Origin of the sequence: Candidatus Kryptonium thompsonii, from assembly GCF_001535985.1 — a bacterium.
GTDB classification, from domain to species: domain Bacteria; phylum Bacteroidota; class Ignavibacteria; order Kryptoniales; family Kryptoniaceae; genus Kryptonium; species Kryptonium thompsonii.
On the sequence record NZ_CZVS01000032.1, the window covers coordinates 1 to 23,391 of the forward strand.

At 37.1% G+C, this 23,391-nt stretch carries 24 protein-coding genes; 20 read left to right on the forward strand and 4 right to left on the reverse strand.

Going from position 1 to position 23,391, the window contains the following annotated elements; genetic code table 11:
- The 6 genes from AWW78_RS05410 to AWW78_RS05435 all read left to right on the forward strand — a co-directional run.
- Window positions 1–2,514, forward strand: a 2,514-nt coding sequence (locus AWW78_RS05410) for a tetratricopeptide repeat protein (RefSeq protein WP_047134514.1), incomplete at its 5' end; no start/stop codon positions are given.
- Between the two features lie 24 nt (window positions 2,515–2,538).
- On the forward strand, window positions 2,539–3,402 hold the full coding sequence (locus AWW78_RS05415) for a MotA/TolQ/ExbB proton channel family protein (RefSeq protein WP_047134515.1): 864 nt from the start codon (window positions 2,539–2,541) through the stop codon (window positions 3,400–3,402).
- 10 nt (window positions 3,403–3,412) lie between these two features.
- Complete coding sequence (locus AWW78_RS05420) at window positions 3,413–3,835, forward strand: ExbD/TolR family protein (protein ID WP_047134516.1); 423 nt, start codon at window positions 3,413–3,415, stop codon at window positions 3,833–3,835.
- Window positions 3,836–3,841: 6 nt separating this feature from the next.
- Entirely contained in the window at window positions 3,842–5,098 is a 1,257-nt protein-coding gene (locus AWW78_RS05425) for a DUF4159 domain-containing protein (protein WP_047134517.1), read from the forward strand.
- 44 nt (window positions 5,099–5,142) lie between these two features.
- On the forward strand, window positions 5,143–5,985 hold the full coding sequence (locus tag AWW78_RS05430; RefSeq protein WP_047134518.1) for a hypothetical protein: 843 nt from the start codon (window positions 5,143–5,145) through the stop codon (window positions 5,983–5,985).
- Between the two features lie 13 nt (window positions 5,986–5,998).
- Window positions 5,999–7,474 (forward strand): DUF4159 domain-containing protein, encoded by a 1,476-nt coding sequence (locus tag AWW78_RS05435; RefSeq protein ID WP_159420970.1) that lies wholly within the window; start codon window positions 5,999–6,001, stop codon window positions 7,472–7,474.
- Window positions 7,475–7,480: 6 nt separating this feature from the next.
- Here the strand turns inward: AWW78_RS05435 and AWW78_RS05440 are convergent, their stop codons facing one another.
- A complete protein-coding gene (locus AWW78_RS05440; protein ID WP_047134520.1) occupies window positions 7,481–9,658 on the reverse strand; it encodes a S9 family peptidase in 2,178 nt (725 codons plus the stop codon).
- A gap of 213 nt (window positions 9,659–9,871) precedes the next feature.
- Between AWW78_RS05440 and AWW78_RS05445 the strand changes: the two genes are divergently transcribed.
- Together AWW78_RS05445 and AWW78_RS05450 are read left to right on the forward strand one after the other, a co-directional pair.
- A complete protein-coding gene (locus tag AWW78_RS05445) occupies window positions 9,872–10,630 on the forward strand; it encodes a type II restriction endonuclease (protein ID WP_047134521.1) in 759 nt (252 codons plus the stop codon).
- A complete protein-coding gene (locus tag AWW78_RS05450) occupies window positions 10,627–11,901 on the forward strand; it encodes a DNA methyltransferase (protein ID WP_082349195.1) in 1,275 nt (424 codons plus the stop codon). The genes AWW78_RS05445 and AWW78_RS05450 overlap by 4 nt, the downstream gene beginning before the upstream one ends.
- A gap of 33 nt (window positions 11,902–11,934) precedes the next feature.
- Here the strand turns inward: AWW78_RS05450 and AWW78_RS05455 are convergent, their stop codons facing one another.
- On the reverse strand, window positions 11,935–12,558 hold the full coding sequence (locus tag AWW78_RS05455; RefSeq protein WP_047134522.1) for a MarR family winged helix-turn-helix transcriptional regulator: 624 nt from the start codon (window positions 12,556–12,558) through the stop codon (window positions 11,935–11,937).
- A gap of 67 nt (window positions 12,559–12,625) precedes the next feature.
- A complete protein-coding gene (locus tag AWW78_RS05460) occupies window positions 12,626–13,117 on the reverse strand; it encodes a cytochrome P460 family protein (RefSeq protein WP_047134523.1) in 492 nt (163 codons plus the stop codon).
- A 244-nt stretch (window positions 13,118–13,361) separates the two neighbouring features.
- Between AWW78_RS05460 and ygfZ the strand changes: the two genes are divergently transcribed.
- The 11 genes from ygfZ to hisJ all read left to right on the forward strand — a co-directional run bounded on the left by ygfZ (window position 13,362) and on the right by hisJ (window position 22,083).
- Window positions 13,362–14,471 (forward strand): CAF17-like 4Fe-4S cluster assembly/insertion protein YgfZ, encoded by a 1,110-nt coding sequence (ygfZ, locus tag AWW78_RS05465; RefSeq protein ID WP_047134524.1) that lies wholly within the window; start codon window positions 13,362–13,364, stop codon window positions 14,469–14,471.
- 27 nt (window positions 14,472–14,498) lie between these two features.
- Entirely contained in the window at window positions 14,499–14,978 is a 480-nt protein-coding gene (locus AWW78_RS05470) for a GAF domain-containing protein (protein WP_047134525.1), read from the forward strand.
- A gap of 24 nt (window positions 14,979–15,002) precedes the next feature.
- On the forward strand, window positions 15,003–15,734 hold the full coding sequence (locus tag AWW78_RS05475) for an SDR family NAD(P)-dependent oxidoreductase (protein WP_047134526.1): 732 nt from the start codon (window positions 15,003–15,005) through the stop codon (window positions 15,732–15,734).
- Between the two features lie 18 nt (window positions 15,735–15,752).
- Window positions 15,753–16,628, forward strand: coding sequence for an LOG family protein (locus AWW78_RS05480; RefSeq protein WP_047134527.1), 876 nt, complete (start codon window positions 15,753–15,755; stop codon window positions 16,626–16,628).
- Window positions 16,625–17,485 (forward strand): SirB1 family protein, encoded by an 861-nt coding sequence (locus AWW78_RS05485; protein WP_047134528.1) that lies wholly within the window; start codon window positions 16,625–16,627, stop codon window positions 17,483–17,485. Before AWW78_RS05480 ends, AWW78_RS05485 begins: the two co-directional genes overlap by 4 nt.
- Window positions 17,460–18,002: a cob(I)yrinic acid a,c-diamide adenosyltransferase gene (locus tag AWW78_RS05490; RefSeq protein WP_047134529.1), complete on the forward strand. Its 543-nt coding sequence runs from the start codon at window positions 17,460–17,462 to the stop codon at window positions 18,000–18,002. The genes AWW78_RS05485 and AWW78_RS05490 overlap by 26 nt, the downstream gene beginning before the upstream one ends.
- Window positions 17,990–18,826 carry a 4-(cytidine 5'-diphospho)-2-C-methyl-D-erythritol kinase gene (gene ispE / locus AWW78_RS05495; RefSeq protein WP_047134530.1) on the forward strand — a complete coding sequence of 279 codons (837 nt, stop codon included), beginning with the start codon at window positions 17,990–17,992 and terminating at the stop codon, window positions 18,824–18,826. Before AWW78_RS05490 ends, ispE begins: the two co-directional genes overlap by 13 nt.
- A gap of 121 nt (window positions 18,827–18,947) precedes the next feature.
- Entirely contained in the window at window positions 18,948–19,532 is a 585-nt protein-coding gene (gene amrA / locus AWW78_RS05500; RefSeq protein WP_234697352.1) for an AmmeMemoRadiSam system protein A, read from the forward strand.
- Window positions 19,529–20,377, forward strand: coding sequence for an AmmeMemoRadiSam system protein B (gene amrB, locus AWW78_RS05505; protein ID WP_047134532.1), 849 nt, complete (start codon window positions 19,529–19,531; stop codon window positions 20,375–20,377). The genes amrA and amrB overlap by 4 nt, the downstream gene beginning before the upstream one ends.
- A 6-nt stretch (window positions 20,378–20,383) precedes the next feature.
- Window positions 20,384–21,280 (forward strand): Rossmann-like and DUF2520 domain-containing protein, encoded by an 897-nt coding sequence (locus tag AWW78_RS05510; protein WP_047134533.1) that lies wholly within the window; start codon window positions 20,384–20,386, stop codon window positions 21,278–21,280.
- An 11-nt stretch (window positions 21,281–21,291) separates the two neighbouring features.
- Entirely contained in the window at window positions 21,292–22,083 is a 792-nt protein-coding gene (gene hisJ / locus AWW78_RS05515) for a histidinol-phosphatase HisJ (protein WP_047134534.1), read from the forward strand.
- Here the strand turns inward: hisJ and pfkA are convergent, their stop codons facing one another.
- The gene (gene pfkA, locus AWW78_RS05520) at window positions 22,084–23,049 is read right to left on the reverse strand and encodes a 6-phosphofructokinase (protein WP_047134535.1); all 966 of its coding nucleotides are present in this window, start codon (window positions 23,047–23,049) and stop codon (window positions 22,084–22,086) included.
- A 156-nt stretch (window positions 23,050–23,205) separates the two neighbouring features.
- On the opposite strand from pfkA, the gene AWW78_RS05525 reads away from it, so the two are divergent.
- Window positions 23,206–23,391: SurA N-terminal domain-containing protein (locus AWW78_RS05525; RefSeq protein ID WP_047134536.1), on the forward strand; the 186-nt coding region annotated here is incomplete at its 3' end.

Genomic DNA, 23,391 nt, shown 5'->3' on the forward strand with positions numbered 1-23,391 from the left:
AAAGATATCGTTGATAAATTTAAACCTGAGAGTTTTAAAAGGGAAGAATTTGAAAAAATCGAGTTGAAAGCTGTAAGGGAAAGAAAAGTTTTTGAAGCTATAACTGGACGAGAAGGGGAAGAAACTCCGCTTGAAATTGTTGCAAAATCAAATTTAAGGATTGCTGATTGCTATAAAATGATGGATAACTTTGATGAGGCGATAAAATCATACCGAAATGTTATAGCAACATACACTCTTTTGCCAAGCTTAATTGAAACCGCATATATAAAAATGGCTCAATATACGCTTGAGAAGAAAGGGCTTGAAGCTGGAATTTCAATTTATAGGGAGGCAATTGATAGAAGCTTTGAGAATAAGCAATTGCAGGCAAAAATGCAATATTTAATTGCGAAGACATATCAAGACTCGCTTCGCTATGATAGGGCAGCAAGTGAATATGACCTTTATATTAAAGCATATGGTGAAGTTGCGTTCTTAATTGATTTTCCTGTTGAAGATGCAACTTATTCAAAAATTATATGTCTTTACAATGCAAAAAAATATAGAGAAACAATCTCAGAGTGTGATTCTTTCTTGATAAAATTTCCAGGTTCTAATTACATCCCAGATATGCTCTTTTTCAAGGGGATTTCGCATCTTGCAGTGGGAGAGTATGCATCGGCGGAGAGTTCATTTGTTGTTATAAAGACACAATACAAAAATTCTCCACAATATGCGCCAGCATGTGTTCAACTTGGGAGAACATATTATGAGTGGAAACGATATGAAAACGCTTTAAGTGAATTTAATGAAATACTTGCTGAGAACCCAGCTGGTTTAAACAAGGATGAGGTTTATTACTATATCCTTTTGACCTATTTTGATACCCAAAGATATGATAGCCTATTGGATATTTTCGCTAAAATTACACCTGGTTCAAGTTTTTACTTGCCTGCTTTTATAAAGGTATCAAAATCATTTAGTTTACAAAACAAATTTGCCGAGGGAGAAAAATTTATCAAGGATATTTTTAGAACCGCTGAATCTTTAAAAGACAGCATCTATTTCATTCCTGAAGTTCATTTCTCGCTTGCGGATATCTACATTGGACAGGGGAAATACAAGGATGCTATTGATGAGTTAACACTTGTCATAGATGACCCGAAGGCTAACGAGATACTTAAACTTCAATCAATTTATGCTCGTGGCTCGCTTTACTATCAACTCGAACGATATAAGGAAGCAACAACTGATTTTGAAAATTGCATCTCGAACAAGAGATTTATAGCTGATCTTTCTCAACTTATTCCCCAGGTAAACGAGAAGTTGGCGATTTCGTACATTAAAATTGGTCAGATTGAGAAGGGGATAAGTTTTATTTCAAAGTTGGTCGGTGAAACGGTTGAGTTTACAGAAAAGATTAGATACACCGCTGTGCTTGCTGAAGCATATTTTGAAGCGAAAGATTATAAAAATGCGATAAGATTTGCAAATGATGTTTTTCAAAGCGATGTTTCGGACGAGTTAATTTTTTCAAAGGCAACTTATGTGCTTGCTAATTCACATAGGGAACTCGGTGAATTCAATAAGGCGCTGAGTATTCTTTCGAAGGCTGCTGAAAAGTTTCCTAATTCAAAATTTATCCAAGATGCCTTCTTCTCAACTGGGGCAGTTTACTACGATAAGGGCGAGTATGAAAATGCGATTGAGATTTTTGATAGATTCTTAAAACTTTTCCCAAATTCACAAAACTATAAAGATGCTCTTTTCTTCCTTTCCTATTCGTATTTTAGACTTGGATACTGGGACAAGTCAGCAATGTATTTTAGAAGGTTTGTTAAAGAGTTTCCAAAGGATGAGTTAACCCCTGAGGCTTATTTTAACATTGGTGAATCTTACTATAACATGGGCAAATATGAGGAGGCAATTCGTGAGTATAGCAATGTTTATAGGATGTTCCCAAACGATGAGCTTGCTCCAATGGCTCTTTACAGCGAAGGTTGGTGCTATTATGAGCTTCAAAAACCCGAGCAAATGGTTGAATCTTTTAAACAACTTGCAAAACGCTATCCTAAAAGTGAATATGCCCCGATCGCTCTTTTTACGATCGGGGATTATTATTATAACTTGAAAGACTATCAGAAGGCTCAACAGGCATATGAGGAGTTTGTGATGTTGTATCCCGAGCATGAAAAAGTAGGTGAGGCAAGGCAACTTATTAAAGATTTAAAACTTATAAATGTTTATGCTGAGTATCAAGAGGCGATGAGATATTTTGACAACAAGGATTATCGTCGGGCGATTGAAGAGTTGACGAAGATATGGCAGAAATATCCAGATTCTGATATCGTCGTTGGGTGTCGGGTTAATATAGCGGCTGCTTATGAGCAACTTGGAGATTGGAGAACGGCGGCGAAGATGTATCAAGAAATAATCCGAGATTATGAAAATTCAAGCGATGATAATGCTCGGGCTGCTGTTATTTTCGCAAGGGAACATCTTGAATGGATAAAGAGCAACTTTAATTTTTGAAAAACAAAATTGGGCGATGATTTTATGATTCTTTTAATTCAGCAGAAATCGTGGTGGTCCTGGCTTTGGGATAACTGGCTTGTTGACATAATTATAAAGGGTGGACCATACATTATGGTCCCGCTTTTTATCTTTTCTGTAATTTCAATGGGAATAATTATTGAACGAATTTACAGATATCTAAAAATCCCGAAGGATAAAAAAATAGCACAAATGCTGGAAGAAGTTGAGGAGATTTTAAGGACAAACAAAAAGATTGAACCGGTTGTTAAATATTTTGAGAACAAAAAAAATGCACTTTCATTTGTGTTTCTATCGGTTTTGAAAAGATACGAGTTTTTACTCCAAGAGAATCGCTCTATAAACGATATGCGACAGGAGTTGATGGATACTGCGGTTGATTCGACGAGTGATTATCTTGAAGAGTTTTTGCCAATAGTTGCTACAATTGCAAATGTTGCAACATTGCTTGGACTTTTCGGGACTATTATTGGAATGATAATGTCTTTTGATGAACTTGCAAAAGGTGGACGTGGAGATCCAGCTGTTGTAGCCCATGGGATATCGGTTGCACTTTTAACCACGGCTGCTGGTTTAACTGTTGCGATACCATCTGTTCTTGGATATAGCTTTTTGAGAAGAAGGGCTGAAAAAATCACTAAACATCTTGAGCCATTTGAAAATCATTTCGTCAATACATTGCTTCATGAACATGGTAGAATAGAGTCTTATAGGGCGATCGTTGCAAGCGTTTACAGAAATGGAAGTTTAACTGAGGAAGGAGGCGAATATCTGAGGCGTAAAAGAATCGAACTTGATATTTCGGATGAGGAAGCGCGGGCTATTGAGGATGAGGTTATTAAAAGTTTAAAGGTTAAAAAAGAATGATGAACCAGAAATGAAGAAAAAAAGCAAAAATAGTGATTATTCAGTTGATATTAACTTAACACCGATGATTGATTGTGTTTTCCAGCTTTTGATATTTTTCATGGTGACAACTGTGTTTGCTGTTCAAAGTGGTTTAAAAGTTGACCTTCCAACCGCGGCATCTTCTGATGCTCCGCCGGAGAAGGATTTAACGATAGTTATCTCTTCAAATGGAGAGATGGATTTAAATGGAAGGAGAGTTACATTCGACAACTTGCAGGAGGAGATGCTCAAGGATAAAGAGATATTTGGAAGCAAGGTTTTGATAATCAAAGCTGATAAAAAGACGCTACATGGTATAGTTGTGAAAGTTATGGACATTGCAAAGTTATGTGGAATTGATCAACTTGCAATAGCCACGGAGAAAGAAGAAGAGGAAATCCAAGTTAAATGATTTAAAATGCGAGAGACGAACTACAAAATACCTGGAGTTGAACTCAGTGACAAGATAGCGCGGTTTATATATGAAAATCGTAAGGCGTTGTTAAAATTTTTAATTGTTGCATTTTTTATCCATAGCATTCCTGTAATTTTAAATATGAAGCTTCCAGAAAAGAAAGAGATTAAGCGACCGCCGACGACTGTAAAGTTTATTCAAAAACCGCCGCGTTTGACGAAAAGTATTGAGTTCAGGAAGATGCCGACAATAGTTGAACGCGTTATTCAAAGATTTGTGTCTCCTCAAAAACCTCGAATGTCTGCTCGTTCTATGACAACTGCCACTGTCCATGGAGGGACAGCTCTTGCCTCGCTTGCCAGACCAGGGGAATATGTGGAAAGAACCTACAGTCCTCCTGCTATGTTAACGGGACCAAGTTTAAACTATGATATAATGGACACCAGACATTCTGGAAGAACGATAAAAAGTTTACAGGAAGAGTTGATAAGTTATACGAACTTCATGGACAGATTTGAGGGTTGGCTTGAGCGTGGCAGAAGTAAAGAGGATTGGAGAGGATTTTTAAATGTCTATCAAGTGCAATATAGGAGCAGTAAATCAGCTCCAAATGGTGAACCAATGTGGAATTATAGACCATCTGCTTTACAGAATCTTCAAAGATACGCTATGGAGGTTCTGCCTAACCTTCAACTTAATCTCATGGGTTCAATTCGTCTCGATTCAAAAAATATTATGGATGTTCCAATTCTTATAATGATGGGCTATGATGGTGAAGTGATTTACACAAAAAACGAGGTCGAGAACTTAGCTAAATATCTTCGCTCCGGTGGTTTCTTATTCATTGATGATGGGCTTGCATCTGCTTATGGACCATTTACCAGATCTGTAAAACAGTTGATCCAAGATGCCCTTGGCTATGATGCCGTGTGGGAGAGGATTCCTAACAGTCATCCAATTTATCACATTTGGAAAGATTTTGATGGTCCGCCGGCTGGTGATGATCTTGCAAGGGTTGATTCAAGAAGACCAGCTCGTGAAATTTACAACTATCTTGAGGGAATTTGGCTTGGTGGGAGACTTGCGGTGGTCCTTTCAAATCGCGGCTATACCCAAGCGTGGGGAGATTGGCCATATTCAACTCCACCGCTTGATAACACGAGACAGTTGCAAATGGGTTTGAATATACTTATCTTCGCAATGAATCAACCTGGTGGCATTGTTGCAAAGAATAAAGAGAAAGTTGTGATGCAACAATAAGCATTTAAAAACTTAAAAATTCTTTTTTGTGGAGGCGATTTAAAATGAAGTTTAAATTTTTATCCTTTGCATTTGGTCTGTTTTTATGGGGATGCGCCTATTTCTTGAGTGAAAATTATGACGAGCAGGTTAAACCATACGAAGTAAGCAACTATAATGTGGCTGAGACGCTTGCAACGGTTATAAAAGATAGCATCAAAGTAAGTGTCAAGTTTCTTACCCCAGCTGAGATAAGAAAAATAGCTGCGGGCAAGAGATATGATAAAAAGGATTTTGAGAAAATTTTGAAGGATGAATACATAAATTATGCCCAAGAGGATAACTCCGAAATTCTTTCAGCATATAATGAATACATTCATCTCCAAGAATATGGAAACTATTACGATGTGTTCGGAAATCAAATAGCACCACAAAATATCCCAAGCCCATTTGAAGATGATTTTGGAAAAATTCCTTACATTGTTTTAAGCGTCGCCATTGAGAATTTGCGCTCTGATAAAGTAGAAATAAAGCCATCCGCCAGTGTTTTGTTGGACGATAAGCGAAATCAGTTTCGAGCTCTTGAGGTTGATGATATAATTCAAACTGAATCAATTCCATATCCGATGAGATATATAAATCCATACACCATTTATGATCCATTTCTCGCAGGGTATTTGCTGTCGAGCCAAAGGAGAGCTGAATTGAACAAAAAATTTTTGAAGGATATTTTACTTCGTGATGAAAAAATATATCCTGGTGTTGTTAGAAAGGGATTAGTTGTTTTCAGGAAGCCAGCTGAAAAGGTCCGATGGTTGCTCTTCATTTTGCCGGAGGTAAACATTTATAAGGACAATGAAAAAGTTAAATCGATTGATTTTAGATTTGAATTTGTCAGTGAAAAATAAATTTGCTCACGAGATGAAAAAGATTCTTCCTCTCTTTTTATTGTTTCTCATCTTAAACGGTTGTGATAATGTTTATCGTTTCCTCTTTTTCCCTCCGCAAAAAATTGAATATGAGATCGTTCCCGATATAGAGATGATGAAAACGGCAGGGGATACGAGCTACTACATTGGCAAAGATTCGATGACCATCGTCTTCGATAAAGGCACTTTTAAAGTTGAAATTAAATATATGAGCGATTATCAGCTTAACAATTTTGAGTTTCCCGAAGAATCCAAGGGTGGAATTTACTCTACGAATCCCTACACTTATGGCGATTGGGTTGATCCTGAGCTAGGTTATACGCCGAATCGATTTACTGTCTTTAAGGTTTCAATATATAACTACGCTGCACCCAAAATAAATTTTGATCCAGAAAATGCGATTTTGTTAAGTGACCGGGGTGATAGATTTATTGCCTATGGGCTTGAAGCAAAGACAAGTAAGTTTCATAGCTTGGAGGAATATTACCGTGCGAGGAAGGGATCGACGGGAATTGATGAAGATGTTTTTGAAGCGAGGATGGGAATAGCGAGAAGAACGATGTTAACTTATGGGAGACCTTTGTATAAAGGTGACAGCAGGGAGGGGTTAGTTGTCTTTGATCCATTGTCAGAAGGAGTTGAACGAATAAAGGTTGTCTTGAAAAATTTCATAGTTGGATATGATGAAAATAACGTGCCGAGCGATTTCATAGATATTAACTTTTACTTTAAACGGGTTCCTGTAATTCGAAGAGTTACAGAGGCAACTAAGGTTATCGCCGCAGGTGGGGATGGGGTTGACTTAAAAACGATAAAAGATAGGGAAATAAAAATTTTCCAAGTTAAGTACGGGGGAGATGGCGAAGAAATAGTTGAACTTGGATTAAAAAATCTTGTTGAATTTCTGAATAAAAAAGAGGGGTTAAAGGTTACGCTTGAGAGTGGAAGGGCTGAGTCGCCGAGCGTTGCTAAATCAGATCTTGTCGTTGTGAGCGGTGGGGTGGTGAAACCTCAGTTTTCCCCTGTTGCGGTCGATAACTTCGCCGCATGTATAAGAAATGGGGGCATAATTTTAATTGATGATCTAAATCATTCAAAATCGAGTCAATTTAACATTGGTGCAAGGGATTTGCTTGATAAAATAAAAGCAAAATTTGAGGGGAGCTATATCGAGAAAATTTTTCTTTCTCACCCGGTTTATTCAATCTGGGCGAAAATAAAGGAACTCCCCCTTGGAGCTGATGATATAGTCGAAGTAAAAGAATTTGAAAGGGAAGAAAAATACAACTATCTTGAGGCTCTCTTTTGGCAAAAGAGAATAATCGTTGTTTTCTCAAATAAAGGTTATATGCGAATCTTAAGCAAGTTTGATAACCCTTCAATTGATAATACTACACAATTACAGCTTTTCTCCAACATTCTTATATATGCAGTTTCAACAAAACAAGTGGCAATGAAAAGCGAATAATTTTAATCACAAGTTTTCAAGAATGAAGTTCGTTATCAGGGTAAATAGATGATACCTTGTGTCTCTTCCCGCAATGCTGTGGTCCTTATTTGGATAAAACATCACATTAAATTGCTTTCCCGCTTTTTGAAGTTTATCCACAAGTTGAATCGTATTTTGCCAATGTACATTATCATCGGTCGTGCCATGAATCACAAGGTATTTACCTTTTAGAGTGTCTGCATATTTTAATACCGAGCTTTGCTCATAGCCTTCGGGGTTTAGTTCAGGGGTTTGCATATATCTTTCTGTGTAGATGGTGTCGTATAATCGCCATGTCGTCACGGGTGCCACTGCGACAGCTAATTTAAAAATATCTCCAAATTTAAAAAGCGTTAAACTTGACATATATCCACCGTAGCTCCAACCCCAGATGCCAATCCTTGAGCTGTCGACGAATTTATATTTTTTGATAAGATAGAGCGCTGCTTCAGCTTGATCTTTTGACTCATAATATCCGAGATTTTTATAAATCACATCTCTAAACGATTTTCCTCTCGCTCCTGTGCCACGCCCATCGACACTGAAAATTATATATCCATTCTGTGCAAGATATTGATACCAAGCATAGTTTCCAAGAAAGGCATTTCTTACTGTTTGACTTCCAGGTCCGCCGTAAACATAGAAAAGCACAGGATATTTTCGGGTTGAATCAAAGTTTGCGGGTTTTATCATCCATGCATTTAGTTTCACACCATCGCTTGTTTCAACAACTTCAAATGTGACTTCTCCTTTATCATAACCTGCAAGAATATCGTCTGGATTGTCCACAAGTGTTCGGATAAATTTTCCAGTATAGCTATAAAGTTTCCACTTCGGTGGTCTCGTTATCGTTGAATGATTGTCGATGTAGAAACTTCCCGAAGGAGAGAAGTCAACATTGTGCCAGCCAGCCTCAACGGATAACTTCTTTTTGTTTAAGCCCTTGAAATCGATTACATAAAGATGTCTCTCAAGGGGTGAGACCTCAGTTGATGTATAGTAAATTTTTCTATTCTTTTCATCAACAAAGCAAAGTTGGTCGATCTCAAATGTCCCCTCTGTTATTTGATTTATTAATTTCCCATCGATTCTGTAAAGGTAAAGATGAAGCCATCCGTCTCTCTCGCTTGCCCAGATGAAGTGTCTACCATCTTTGAGAAAAGTCAAATAATCATGAACATCAACCCATGTGTTTGATTCCTCTGTTAAAATTAATTTTTGCTCGCCAGTTTTGATGTTATAAAATATAAGTTCAAGTTTGTTTTGTAATCTGTTAAGTTTCTGGTAGGATAAAATATCTGGGTTTCTCGTCCAATTGACCCTTGGTATGTAAATATCTTCATCTCCAAAATCAATATATTTGATGTCGCCAGTTTGAACATTAACGATTCCAATTTTAACAGTTGAATTTGGATAACCTGCGTAGGGATAACGCTGATCGATCACATTTAAATAAGTTGGTTCATAATCAATGAGTTTGAAAACTGGAACCTTTGACTGGTCGAGACGCCAGAAAGCAATGTGCCTTCCATCGGGGGACCATTCATAACCATCAATTATGCTAAATTCCTCTTCATAAACCCAATCGAAAAGTCCATTTAGGATTGTCTCAGAACCATCAAAAGTGAGCTGTTTAAAATTTCCAGTTGAAATTTCATAAACAAAGATGTTATTATTTCTGACGAAGCTTATAAACCTGCTGTCGGGTGAGAATTTTATTATCGCTTGGGGTTCCTCAGTGTTCGTTATTTGTTTTAGGGTTTTTGTTTGAATGTCGTAAAGATAGAAATTCCCACCGGTTTTCAATCTTCGGGCTGGCAGACTGCCAGTGAAAAGTATAAATTTTTTATTTGGTGAGAAGAAATAAGCGCTTACATTTTTTGAGAAGTTCGGAATTTGGGAGTCAAGTTCAGCGTAAGAAACAATTTTTTCTTCTTTGCCAGATTTTAAATCATACTTATAAATTGCCATTGATCTTGAGAGGGAATCATATTTAAGGGTGGTATAGGCATCTTCGTCGGATAACCATTGCTTTATCAGGGTGTTGGTTCTAAATTTAAAGGTTTTAAAAATGTCCTCAAGTGTGAGCTTCTTTTGCGCAGATGCTGAAATTGTAATAGTTAGGATTAGAATTACGATGGTTAAAAATCTAACTCTTTTCATGTCAAGCGGTATTTTTTGTTTTCTTTGTATAATGTTAACTCAAAATTTTGAAAAGTTCAACTAAAAGTTTGGAAAGTTTAGTCTGTAGGAGATAAGAATCAGTGTTGGAGAAGAGTTGCGCAACTACTAAAACCAATTGATTTTTTGCTTGTTTTTCGTTAAAATGATGTTAACAAACGATAAAAAGTAAGTGAACAGGAGAAAAAATTTTTGATGGAAAAGCTCATTGAAACAGCAAAAAGTGAAATTCCATCTGTTAACCGTATTCTCAACGAGACATGGGATGATCTGGGGTTAAATAAATCTTTTGTAAGAAATAATTTTGGAAAAGTATTGGTAATGTTTGATGAAAAGGCAACAGAGATATTCAGAAACTATGAGAGAAAGGCTTTAGAGAAACTTGCAAAATCTTGGATAAGTTTACAAAAGAAAGAGATTAAGGAAAGGTTAGAGAAAATTGTTGCTCAGGATGGGTGGGATAGGTTTATAGAAAAGGCAAGTGAAATTTTTGTAGAATTTGGTGTTTTGGTTCAAAATTTTGAGAAGGTTTTAGGTAACATGAGAAAGGCAAGGGGCGGTAAAACTTTTGAAAAAGTGCTTTTAAAACTCTTAAATTTTATAGATATTAAATGTGAAATCCCAAAAGGAAAAGCAAGAGAGGAGTTAAGACGGATTGATATAGTAATACCATCTGTGGAGATTGCTACTAAAACTCCCGATAGAGCAATATTTTTAACTTGTAAACGAACATTGAGAGAAAGATGGAAACAAGAAGTTCCGCAAGCTCGACCAAATCAAAGAATCTACCTTATAACAATAGATGAAAATTTGCCAGAAAGCAAAGCTAACGAAATAAATCAGAAAGGGCTAATCGCATTTGTTAGAGATGAACTATTGAAAAACAGAGCCTTTAAAAAAATGCCTTGGATTAGAAAATTATCTGATTTACCTAAGGAGCTGAGAAAAATATGAAACAAATAGCTCTATTTGAAACTGAAGGAAAGAATGTCGAAGTTAATAAGTTAGTAAAGAGGTTGCCTTTTAAGCGAGTAAGAGATGAATATTTTGATTTCAAAGATACTCCAGCAGGCACTGGAATCTATGGAATACATCCTTATCCCGCTATGTTTCACTTTTTAGTTGTGAGGGAAATCATCAAGAATTTTTCTAATGAGGGAGAAAATGTTTTAGATCCGTTTATGGGTTCTGGAGTAGTTGCTGGCGAATGTTTGATTAGCGGAAGAAATTTTGTTGGCTATGATATAAATCCATTGGCTGTGTTAATCTCAAAAGTTAGAACAACACCCATACCATTCAATTCGCTTTTAGAGACATTAGAGTGTATCTTGCAAACCTTTAAAGAGCAGAAACCTGAAACCGTGGAATTCCCAAATATTTATTATTGGTTTGATGAGGATGTAATAAAAAATTTGTCGAAACTACGACAAGTAATATTTAACATAGAAAACAGTGATGTAAGGGATTTCTTTAAAGTAGTATTTTCAGAAACTGTAAGAAGAGTTTCAAAAGCAAGGTATGAAGAATTTAAGCTGATAAGAAAAAAAGACGATGATACTCCTGATGTTGTAAAAACCTTTAGAGAAGTGTCTCTAAAAAATATCGGGCTACTTACAGATTTTTACAATAAATTCACACCGCACAAAGTCTCTCTAAAACTTGAGGAAAGGAATATAATAGATGGCATTCCATTGGAAGATAATTCCGTCGATTTGGTAATCACTTCTCCGCCTTATGGGGATTCAAAAACTACAGTGGCTTATGGTCAATTTTCAAGGTTATCCTTAAGATGGTTGGGATTAGAGGAGAATGTAGATCGAACATCGCTTGGGGCAAAACCTAAGGATATTAATTTAGGATTACCTTCGGACTTACTTTATAAATATATAGAAAAGATCGCAGATAAAGATGAAAAGAGAGCAAAGGAGGTATTTTCGTTTTATGCGGATTTATACACATCCATCCAAATCATAGCGAAGAAAGTTAGAGAGAAAGGTTTTGTTTGTTTTGTCGTTGGCAATAGAAAGGTAAAAGGATTAGAACTGCCGACAGATAAAATTTCTGCGGATTTTTTTGAAAGTCAGGGTTTTGAACATCAAAAAACAATTGTAAGGGCAATATCTAATAAGAGAATGCCTATTGAAAACTCACCATCTAATGTCAAAGGTGAAAAAGATCTCACTATGAGATATGAATATATTGTGATTTTGAAGAAGAAAGCTTAACATTTTTGTTAAGTTGGTTTTGAAGCAAGATGTTTAATTTGATTCAATCGGAGCGTAGTCCTCACAATCGAGGCGAAGCTCAACGATAGAAAGTGGTTTGTTAAGAAAGTTGCAATGATGTGGGGCTTCTGGATTTGGGTGAATGTCCCTTTGGAAGTAAAGGCATGAAAAACACATTCTTTGTATCGTGATTATTCCTGCTTCGTAGAGGGACTCGATTAGTTTGAAGATGAATTTAAGAACTGCTTCTTTCTCTTCCTGATTAAAATTTTTTAGATTGTTTTTTAAAACATCAGCCCAGATGGAAAGCTGTTTTGCGAGTTTTTTACCCTTTGGGGTGAGTTTGATAGCATAGCTTCGCTTATCTTCCGTGTTTTTATCTTTTTCGATTAAATTTTTTTCTTCAAGTGAAGATATTGCATCACTTACGGTTGCTTTCGTGAGGTTGAACTCATTTGCGATATCTGTTATGCGTCTTCGGGAGGGTTTATTGTAGAGAAGAAAAATCAAAAATTGAATTTGAATTGGGCTTAAATTTTCATCTTTTGCGATATCCCATAAAAGAAGTCTAAAAACTCTTGAGATTCTTTCGAGCCCTGCAATAATTTTTGAATCAATGTTTTCATTTTGTTCTATCGGATCAAATACCGGTGCCATATTTTTAAGTTTGTTTAACTTTTTACAAGGCGGGGCAGGAAAGCCCCGCCTTTTGTTTTACGTTAATTTACTTTCTATACTGGCTAAAAACAAAATCTGTTGCTTCCTGTGATGCATGACATGAGAAACAATCTTGCTCAGCATTTTTCACAACCCTTTCTTTTGTATCGCCTTTGAAAGCTTCAAAACCCCATCCACCAGTATTTTTAAATTTTTTGGAATCTTTATACATCACACCGACAACTTTTCTTGCACCTTCAACATATGTGTTGTTTTCAGATTTAGCTTCAAGAAGATCAAATACAATTACAGAACCATCGGGAAATTTGCCAGTTCTGTATCCACGCATTGCTTTATCGTTCGCATATATGTGATGTATTCCACCAAATGCTTCGTAAAGCGGATGTCCTGGCAGGATAAGCATTGATTTAACATGAGCCCATTTCCTGTATCCTTCGGGATATGGAACACTGGGCTTGGATTGACCGGAGATATTTGAGAATAAAAACAAAACTGCAATGGCAAATAAGCCGACCGTTAAAATTGCCTTTTTAATCATGATGACACCGTAAATTTTGTTTTGAATTTTGTTAGGATTCCTAACAAATATAATGAAGCAAAATTTAAAAGTCAAGTATCGAGAAGAGAAAGAAAAGTTTTATTCCTTGGACGCATGTGGTTCGATTGGAGCCAGTTTCTTTGGTGGGTGACTATTAAACTAAAGTGAATTTTAGGGGCTTCATAAACTTGACAGAGTTTCAAAAAATTGCTATTTTTTAAGAAAATTCAAAGATGAAGGTTTAGTGAAGAGAACGCCACTATATGAAATACATCTTGATCTTGGTGCTGAATTTGATTCTTATTCCGATTGGGAATTGCCGAAGCATTATGTAAATCCTGTGGATGAATACAAAGCAGCGAAAACATCGAATGTCATAATTGACAGAACATATCTTGGAAAATTGCGGATTTTTGGGAAGGACACGATTGATTTTTTGAACAGGATTTCAACTAATGATTTGAGGGGGCTTTCGCCAGGGATGGGAATTGGCACGGTGCTTACGGATGAAAAAGGGAAGATGATCGAGTTGTTGATTATTTATGTTTTTGAGTCCAGGGAAGATTATCAAGAGGTCCTTGCTCTGTTAAGTTATGAAGCATTAGAAAAGGTAAAAAGTTGGATTGATAAGTTGGTCATCACGGATGATGTGAGACTTGAAGATGTGACCGACGATTATGCGATTATTTCTGCATATGGTCATAACATTCATGAAATCATTGAGCCTAATTTTAAGGTTGACCATAGACATTTCACAGATATATCAAAGATGCCAATTCATAACTTCGTTCGTGGTTTTGCGTTTGATAGTGAGGTTGTTTTAGCAAGAACGAATGAATTTTTAATTCCAGGATATAATTTGATATTCAAAAATGATCTTTCTGTTGAGATGTGGAAATTGTTATATTCAGGGGGTGCAATGCCAATTGGACGTGAAATTTTAGAGATGTTGAGAATTGAAGCGGGTTTTCCAGCTTATGGAAAAGAGATAACACAGGATTACAATCCACTTGAGGCGAATTTGGGTAAATATGTTAGTTTTACAAAGGGATGTTATATTGGGCAGGAGGTTTTGGCGAGAATTGACTCTTATAATAAATTGCAGAAGAAATTGGTCGGATTTATAATGGAAAGGGATAGGGGTAAAGGAAAAGTTAGAGAGGGGGCTCAGGTATATGTTAATGATGAAGCGGTTGGCAAGATAACCAGCTTAGTTTATTCTTATGGTTTTCAAAGGTTGATTGCCCTTGGCTATATTAAAATAAATCATGCTGTTCAGGGGGAGAAAGTAGAAATTAGATATGATGGTGAAGTTTCATCTGCGATGATTGTCATCCCACCGTTTTCAATTTAATTAAAAATAAATCTGAGCGTTTAAAAGATGGAGCAAATAGTTATAAAAGGAGAGACAAAGGAAGAAATATACTCAGAACTTTTACCGCAGATAAAATCGCTAATTGCTGATGAACCGGATTTAATCGCAAATCTTGCCAATGTCACATCTGTATTAAAGCAAGCGTTCCCATCTTTTTCATGGGTTGGATTTTATTTGATGAAAGGGAATGAGCTTGTCCTTGGACCATTTCAAGGTAAACTTGCCTGCACGAGGATAAAAATTGGGTCGGGCGTATGTGGGACTTCTGCTTTGGAGAAGAAAACTATAATTGTTCCTGATGTTGAGAAATTTCCGGGACATATTTATTGTGATCCCGATTCAAAATCCGAGATAGTTGTTCCAATAATTAAAGATGGAGAAGTGCTTGGCGTGCTTGATATTGATAGTTATGAGTTAAATAATTTTGATGAGGTTGATAAAGTTTATCTTGAAAAAATTGTTGATTTGTTGGTTTCAAAATTTTAAGGTTAAAGAAAAAGTGACGGAAAAATGGAGAAGAAAGTCGCTCTTGTAACTGGTTCTGGAAGAAGATTAGGAAGGCAAATCGCCATTGCTCTTGCTGAGTCGGGCTTTGATATAGTCGTAAATTATAATAGATCAAGGGATGAAGCGATGAAAACTTTGAGCAGGATAAGGGAACTTGGAAGAGATGCGATTGTAATTAAAGCTGATATAACGAAAGGATCACAAGTGAAGAGGATGGTTGAGAAAGCAATTGAAAAGTTTGGGCAAATAGATGTGCTTGTGAATAACGCAGCGATTTTTCCAAAGCCTGTTAAGTTTTGGGAGATATCTGACGAACTTTGGGATTATGTGATTAATACTAACTTGAAAGGTCAATTTTTATGTTCAAGAGAGGTTGTTAAGTTCATGCTTGAGAGGAAGAAGGGTAAAATAATAAACATCGCTTCGCTTGGTGGTTTGCAAGTTTGGACGGAGCATATAGCCTATAATGTTGCGAAGGCGGGTTTGATAATGTTGACGAAAGCTATGGCGAAGGCGCTTGCTCCGTATATAACTGTGAATGCGATTGCCCCGGGCACTATAATAATTCCGGGGGAGGAATCTGGCGAAATAAAGCACATACCTGAACATAAGATCCCGTTGAAAAGATATGGTAAACCTTCGGATATAACAGAAATAGTTGTGTTCCTTGCTACCAAGGGAGATTACATAACTGGGCAGGTCATCCCAGTTGATGGTGGAAGATCAATTTTATAAACAAAAACTTAATTTGATATGCCAAAAGAGGAGATCGAAAAAGAGGAGAAGTTATTAAGCGAGGACAGACAGCCTGTGAAGGCGTACAAGAATTTAAAATTTTTAAATAGCCCCGATGCGAGAGCCTTGAGAATTCTTGCTGAATATCTTGAGCCATTATCTCGGTTTAAAAAATATCAAATTGTTGATACGATAGTTTTCTTTGGCTCTGCGAGAACGAAACCAATGAAGGAAGCAAAAGCAAATCTTCGGGAGATTGAGGCGAAAATAAAAGATTTAGAGTCGAAGGGAAAACCTGTGCCTCAAAGTTTAATAGAGGAAAGAGCAAAGGCTGAGATCGATGTTTATATGGCAAGATATTATGAGGATGCTGTAGAACTTGCGAGGTTGATAACAGAGTGGTCGAAAAGTCTTGGTGACGCAAATGGACATCGGTTTGTAGTTTGTTCTGGTGGGGGACCTGGTATCATGGAGGCTGCAAATAAGGGAGCATATAAGGCTAAAGGTTTGAGTATAGGACTTAACATAAGCCTTCCATACGAGCAAAAGCCAAATCCATATATCACAGATGAACTTATATTTGAGTTTCATTATTTCTTCATGCGCAAGTTTTGGTTTGTTTACCCTGCCAAGGCACTTATTATATTTCCAGGTGGATATGGGACGCTTGATGAACTTTTTGAAGTTTTAACGCTTCTTCAGACGAAAAAAATCAAAAAGAAGATGGTTGTTTTAATTTACGGGAGCGAATATTGGAGAAAAATTATTAATTTTGATGCTATGGTTGGGCATGGTGTAATTGATAAAGATGATTTGAAACTTTTTAAGTTTGTTGATTCCCCGATCGAGGCATTTGAATATCTAAAAAATGAATTAACAAAACATTATCTATGAACTTCGAAAGACGCATAATTTCGCTTGTTAAGCTTCTTGATGATGAGGATGTTTTTATTTCAAAGACTGCTTATGAAAAGTTAATAAACTCTGGAGTAGAGGCACTTCCTGTGCTTTTGAACTTGCGTGAAACAATTGGTGGAAATCTTAAAAATTTGCTTGATGAAATTGTGGATGTTATAAAATATAGAGGTTATCTTGAGGAAGTTGTCGCATATTTTAAAGATGCTGAAAGGGATATTGAAAGAGGGGCATATCTTGTTGCAAAGTTTGCGTATCCCGATGTTAATTTCAAGGAATATTCCGAAAAGCTTGATTTGATGGCTCTTGAATTAAAGAGAAGAATTTATACAAGGGAAAATTTTGATGACATTATTGATGCTGTGAATAAATTTTTCTTCGTTGAAAAAGGCTTCAGGGGAAATTTTGAGAATTATTATGAGCCTGATAACATCTTTATAAATCGTGTGATAGACAGGCGATTGGGGATATCCATAACGCTTTCCCTGGTTTACATCCTTGTTGGAAGGAGGGCAAATCTTCCCGTTTATGGCATTGATTTACCAGGGTGTTTTGTCGTGAGGTATGAATCAAATGGTTTTGAAATTTATGTTGACCCGTTTAACGGCGGTAAAATAATGTCGAGGGCAGATTGTGAAAAATTAATTTCTCAGCTTGGATATTCTCAAAATTGCAAGTATTTAAAGCGAGCGACAGCTGATGTAATTGTTAAGAGAATGTTTGAAAATCTTGCTCTTTCTTATAAGAACAACGGATATCTGGAGAAAGCAAACAAGTTAACTGAAATAATAAAACTAATTGAATTGGTAGATGAAAATTTACACACGGACAGGTGATGATGGAACAACTTCCATTTTTGCGGGTGGAAGAGTTAAAAAAAATGACGCAAGGGTTGAAGCTTATGGAACAATTGATGAATTTAATTCAATTCTTGGGATTGCAAGGGCTGTTTCAAAAAACGAATTTATCAGTGGGATAATTCGCGATATTCAAAATCTTCTCTTCGTTCTTGGTTCTGATCTTGCAACGCCGATAGATGTTAAAAATGAAAGGGTAAAGAGGATTTCAAAGGATGATATTGAGATGATTGAAAAGTTGATCGATGAAATTGATAAGGAACTTTCTCCATTGAAAAATTTCATACTTCCTGGTGGGACTCTGCTTGCATCGCTTTTGCATCACGCGCGAACAGTTTGCAGGCGAGCTGAGAGAAGACTTGTTTCGCTTTCTGAAAAAGAGAGGATAAATGAACATGTGATACCGTTTGTGAACCGTCTTTCGGATCTTTTGTTTGTGCTTGCGAGGTATGCGAACAAAATTGAAAATGTTGACGATATAAAATGGACAGGGTAAAACTTCTTTCACCAGGCAAGATAAACATCGGGTTGAGGGTATGGAGAAAGCGTGAGGATGGCTACCATGATATAGAGACGGTTTTTCATGAGGTGAAACTTTTTGATGAAATTGAAATGGAAATCTCGGATGAAATTGAATTTGAGACTAACTCCAATGAGATTCCGCGTGGGTTTGAAAATCTTTGTTTGAAGGCTGTGAGAATTTTCTTTGAAAGTTTTGGAATTCATAGCGGTGTAAGGATTTACCTTAAAAAAAGAATCCCCGTTGGAGCTGGGCTTGGTGGGGGTAGCAGTAATTCCGCTGCGGTTTTGAAAGGGCTTAACATTTTATTTGGTGTCGGTGCGGATGATGATTTACTAAGTGAACTTGGCAGTTTAATTGGTTCCGATGTTCCATTTTTCATCAAGGGGGGCACAGCTTATGCCACGGGGCGTGGGGAAATCATTGAACCAATTGAGGTTAAAGTGCCATATAAAATTGTCATCGTTTATCCTAATGTTAAGGTCTCAACTTCATGGGTTTATGGGAATTTAAATTTAAGAAGTCACGATGGGGAGGAAAGTTTAAAAAAGATAGTCGTTGAAAACATCGATAAACCAGATAAGTTGAGGGAACTTGTCAAAAATGATCTTGAGGATGTTGTCTTCCGATATCATCCGATTGTTGCTGATGTAAAAGAAAAACTTTACGAAATCGGGGCGGTTTTTTCACTGATGTCGGGGAGTGGTTCAGCTGTTTTTGGATTTTTTGAAAAAGTCGGTGAAAAAGAAAAAATTTTGAATGCGTTTTCAAGTAAATTCAGCTGCTATTTCATAGAATAACCATATCTGAAGCCAAAGAATTTTTCTGAGGGGGAGGTTATTGAGTTGGATTGTCAGGGTTAAGTTGAAAAATTTGGTAATTTTTCTTAGTTTTCTTTCGATGAGTTTATAATTTAGAGGTGTGAAGGCAGTGAACCTCACCGATGAAGAAAAAATTGAACTTTTGCGAATTGCTCGCAACTCGATTACAAGCACTGTTAATGGGGAAGGGCTTCCTGAGGTTGAACCGAAGACCGAAAATCTTAAAACTCCATGTGGAGCTTTCGTGACGATAACGATTAACGACAGTTTGAGGGGATGCATCGGTTATGTTGAGCCGGTGAAATCGCTTGCTGAAACTGTTAATGAGGTAGCAGCTAAATCTGCGCTCGAGGATCCGCGATTTCCCCCAGTCGAACCTTATGAGCTTGACAAGATCGAAATTGAAATATCAGTTTTATCCCCCTTAACTCGTGTTAAATCAGTTGATGAGATAAAGGTTGGAGAAAATGGGATAATGATAAAAAGAGGTTGGCGTCGTGGCTTGCTTTTGCCACAAGTTGCGATTGAACATAACTTAACAAGGGAAGAATTTCTTGAGCATACATGTTTGAAGGCTGGTTTACCACCCGATTGTTGGAAGGATAAAGAAACTGAAATTTACATATTCACTGCAATTGTTTTTAAAGAGAGCGATTTTAAACAAAAAACAGGGGAGGGTGTATGATAAAAGAAAAGGTAAGATTTCCAGCGGTTGCTGGTTTATTTTATCCCGATGTTCCATCAATTTTAAATGCGGAAATTGAAAAGATGTTTGAAAGGGTCAGGGATATAATTGGTGATAAAGAAATTAACGGCGAGATAAAAGCTATAATAGCACCTCACGCTGGTTATATGTATTCAGGTCAAACTGCTGCCATCGCTTATTCTTTCGTTCGTGGCAAGGATTATGATACGGTCGTTGTGGTTTCACCGAGCCATAGGGAATATTTTGATGCTATTTCAATTTACGATGGGAAATCTTACAAAACACCACTTGGGGAGATTGAGATTGATTTTGAGATCGCTGAAAAAATTGTTGGAATGGGAAATGGTTTGATCGAGTTTTCATCGCACGGTCATAAAACTGAACATGCGGTTGAGGTTCATCTTCCATTTCTTCAAAAAGCATTAAACCACTTTAAGCTTGTCCCAATTGTGATGGGTGATCAAAAAGCGGATTACTGTTTTCGCCTTGGGGATATACTTGGTGAGGTTTTAGGCGGACGCAATGTCCTTCTCGTTGCAAGCACCGATTTATCTCATTACTATCCTTATGAAGTTGCGATTAAATTTGATAAGATTGTGATCGATGATGTTGCGAATTTTGATGAGGAAAAGCTTATGAGCGACCTTGAGCAGCAAATATGTGAAGCGTGTGGTGGGGGTCCAACTGTCGCAGTTATGCGTGCAGCTAAAAAACTTGGGGCAGATAAATCAGAAGTTCTTTATTATTGCAATTCAGGGGATGTCACAGGCGATAAGACAGGTGTTGTTGGCTATCTGTCCGCTGTTCTATTTAAAGCAGGTTAATTTGGGTTGGCGCTTAAATCTTTCAACATAGCTATCGTTGGTGCTGGGAGAGTTGGAACTTTGATGGCGAAGTTTCTTAGTCAGGTGCTTGGGCATAGGATAATCGCTGTGGTAAGCAGAAGCGATGAATCAATAGAGAGGTTTTTGAAAAGAGTAAAGGCTGATGTCGCTTCAAAATCAATTCATGATTTACCTTCTGAAGTTGAAGTTATTTTTATAACCACATCTGATTCAGCGATTAAGGAGGTTGCTGAGAAGATTTCCAAACTTGAAAATTTAAATTTTAAAAATCTCGTAGTTTATCACACATCCGGGGTTTTAACGAGTGATGTCCTTGATAGTTTGCATCGATGTGGTTCAGAGGTCGGCTCTTTACATCCTATTTATTCAGTTTCGCACTTTGATTATACAGTTGACGAGATAAAGAAGATAAAATTCACACTTGAAGGTAGCAAAAAGATTTACGACATAACAAAGTGGATTTTTTACAATTTCGATTCGAACATTTTTCCAATAGATAAATCTTGTAAAGTCCTTTATCACATTGCCTGTGTCTTCGCATCTAATTATGTGATCGCACTTTTGAATGCGATCGGTGAAATTTTAAGGAAAGCAAATTTAAATGTCGACGACAAATTTTTGATCCCGCTTGTGGAGGCATCGCTTAAAAACGCTGATGAACTTGGAGTTGTGAACGCTCTCACTGGACCAATTGAAAGAGGTGATTTGGAAACGCTTGAACTTCACCTTAATGAACTTAAAGATAAGTTTCCTGAGATTTTACCACTTTATTCTTCGCTGGCGATAGAGACGATAAGGGTCGCTTTCAAAAAGAAGAGCATTTCGGTTAACCTTGCTTCTCAGATGCTTGGACTTGTAAGTTCTTACATTGGTAAAAAATAGAGATATTTTCTATGGTTGATTATCATACACACACGAGACTTTGTCGGCATGCAAGTGGAGAAATTAGGGATTATGTTTTGAGTGCGATCAACAAAAATTTTAAAGAGATAGGGGTTTCTGACCATATGCCTTTGCCTGATGGTTTTGACCCTGAGCATAGGATGAGTGTTGATGAGTTTAAAACTTACAAGCAATGGTATGACTCGGTTGTTGAAGAGTTCGGGGATAAAATTAAGATAAAATTTGGGATTGAGGCTGAATTTATAGAAGAGAAAATCGGTTTCATCAAAGAGTTTGTTTTGAACGGAAAATTTGACTATGTAATTGGTTCGCTTCATTTTATTGGTGATTGGAATATCGCAAGCCATAGGGAGGCGTGGAAATGGGATGGACGGGATGTAAACGAGGTTTACGAAAGCTATTATAAAACTGTGAAAAAGCTTGTATCCTCTGGAATTTTTGATATTGTTGGGCATTTTGACATGATAAAGAAATTTGGTCACCGTTCGGATAAAAATTTTGAGGAGTTGGTAAGGGAGATATTAAAAATTGTGAAGGAATGTGGGTTGTGTATTGAAATTAACACATCTGGATTGAGGCATAAAGTTGGGGAAATTTATCCTTCGATTTGGATTCTTGAAATTGTTAAAGAGTATGAAATTCCGCTTACCCTTGGATCAGATGCACACGACCCCAATGATGTAGGGAAAGGGTTTGAAGTTGCGTATCAATTGATTCAAATTTATGGGGGTGGCAAGGTTTCGGTTTTTGAAGGAAGAGAGAGGAAGGAGATAAAACTGTGATCATATTGATAAAATTTTCGCAATTCTCAAAAGGTACGGATCAGGCTCTTTCTTTCTACCAAATGTTTCTTTAAGAGGTGTAAGTTTAATTTCACCCTTTACCTCTCCAACCATAACATTAAATTTCCCATTTATCAATGCCTCAACCGCTGCGACGCCAAGTTTACTTGCAAGAATTCTATCCCTTGCGCTCGGAGCACCTCCGCGTTGAATATGTCCAAGGATAACAACTCTGTAATCAAATCCATAAAGTTCTTTCACTTTTTTGGCGATTTTGAATGCCCCTCCTTCCTCATCCCCTTCTGCGACAATTATTATACTGCTTGTTTTATCTTTTCTGAAGCCCTTTAAAACATTCCGTATCTCCTCGTAATCTGTTTGTTCCTCGGGTATTGCGATATATTCAGCCCCTCCGCCGATTCCAGCTTCAACCGCTATGAATCCACTTGTTCTTCCCATCACCTCAACATAAAACAATCTATCATGCGCATCTGCTGTATCTCGGATCTTATCAATTGATTCGAGCGCTGTGTTAACCGCTGTATCATACCCGATCGTGTAATCAGTTCCGTATAAGTCGTTATCAATTGTTGCAGGTATTCCAACCGATGGGATACCGTGTTCTTCATACAGTGCGACAGCGCCACGAAAGGTTCCATCGCCACCAATTGCAACAAGCGCTTCTATTCCTTGCTCTTTCAGATTCTTTGCGGCTTTCGCTCTGCCTTCTTTGGTCATAAATTCTTCTGATCTTGCGGTTTTTAGAATTGTCCCACCGCGTTGGAGAATGTTTGACACAGATCTCGCTTGTAACGGTATAAATTCGCCATTTATCATTCCTTGATATCCATGACCAATTCCGATAACTTCAAGACCGTAATAAATCCCAGCTCTTACGACCGCTCTTATACATGCATTCATTCCCGGGGCATCACCACCACTTGTAAATACTCCAATCCTTTTCATTTTTGTGGTTTTGTGGATTTTGTTTTGAAAATCAAACCTAAATTTAATCAAGCATCTAAAAAAATCCAACTTTCATCAATACGAAACTAAATGTTTGAAGATTTTGATTACTTTGTTTAACTTTTGGATGAAAAAATTAGACAGGAATTATCCAAGATGAAAAATATAGCTTTGACCTTGCTTATCTGTCTTACTACCATTGGGTTTTCGCAGAACTTTTTTAAATCCGAGATTAAAAATGATACAATTGCCAAGGTCGGGGATAAAGCCATAACGGTGAGAGATTTTATTGAGAGATATGAATTGACGGTATGGCGGGGGGATGAAAAGAAAGCCCGAGGG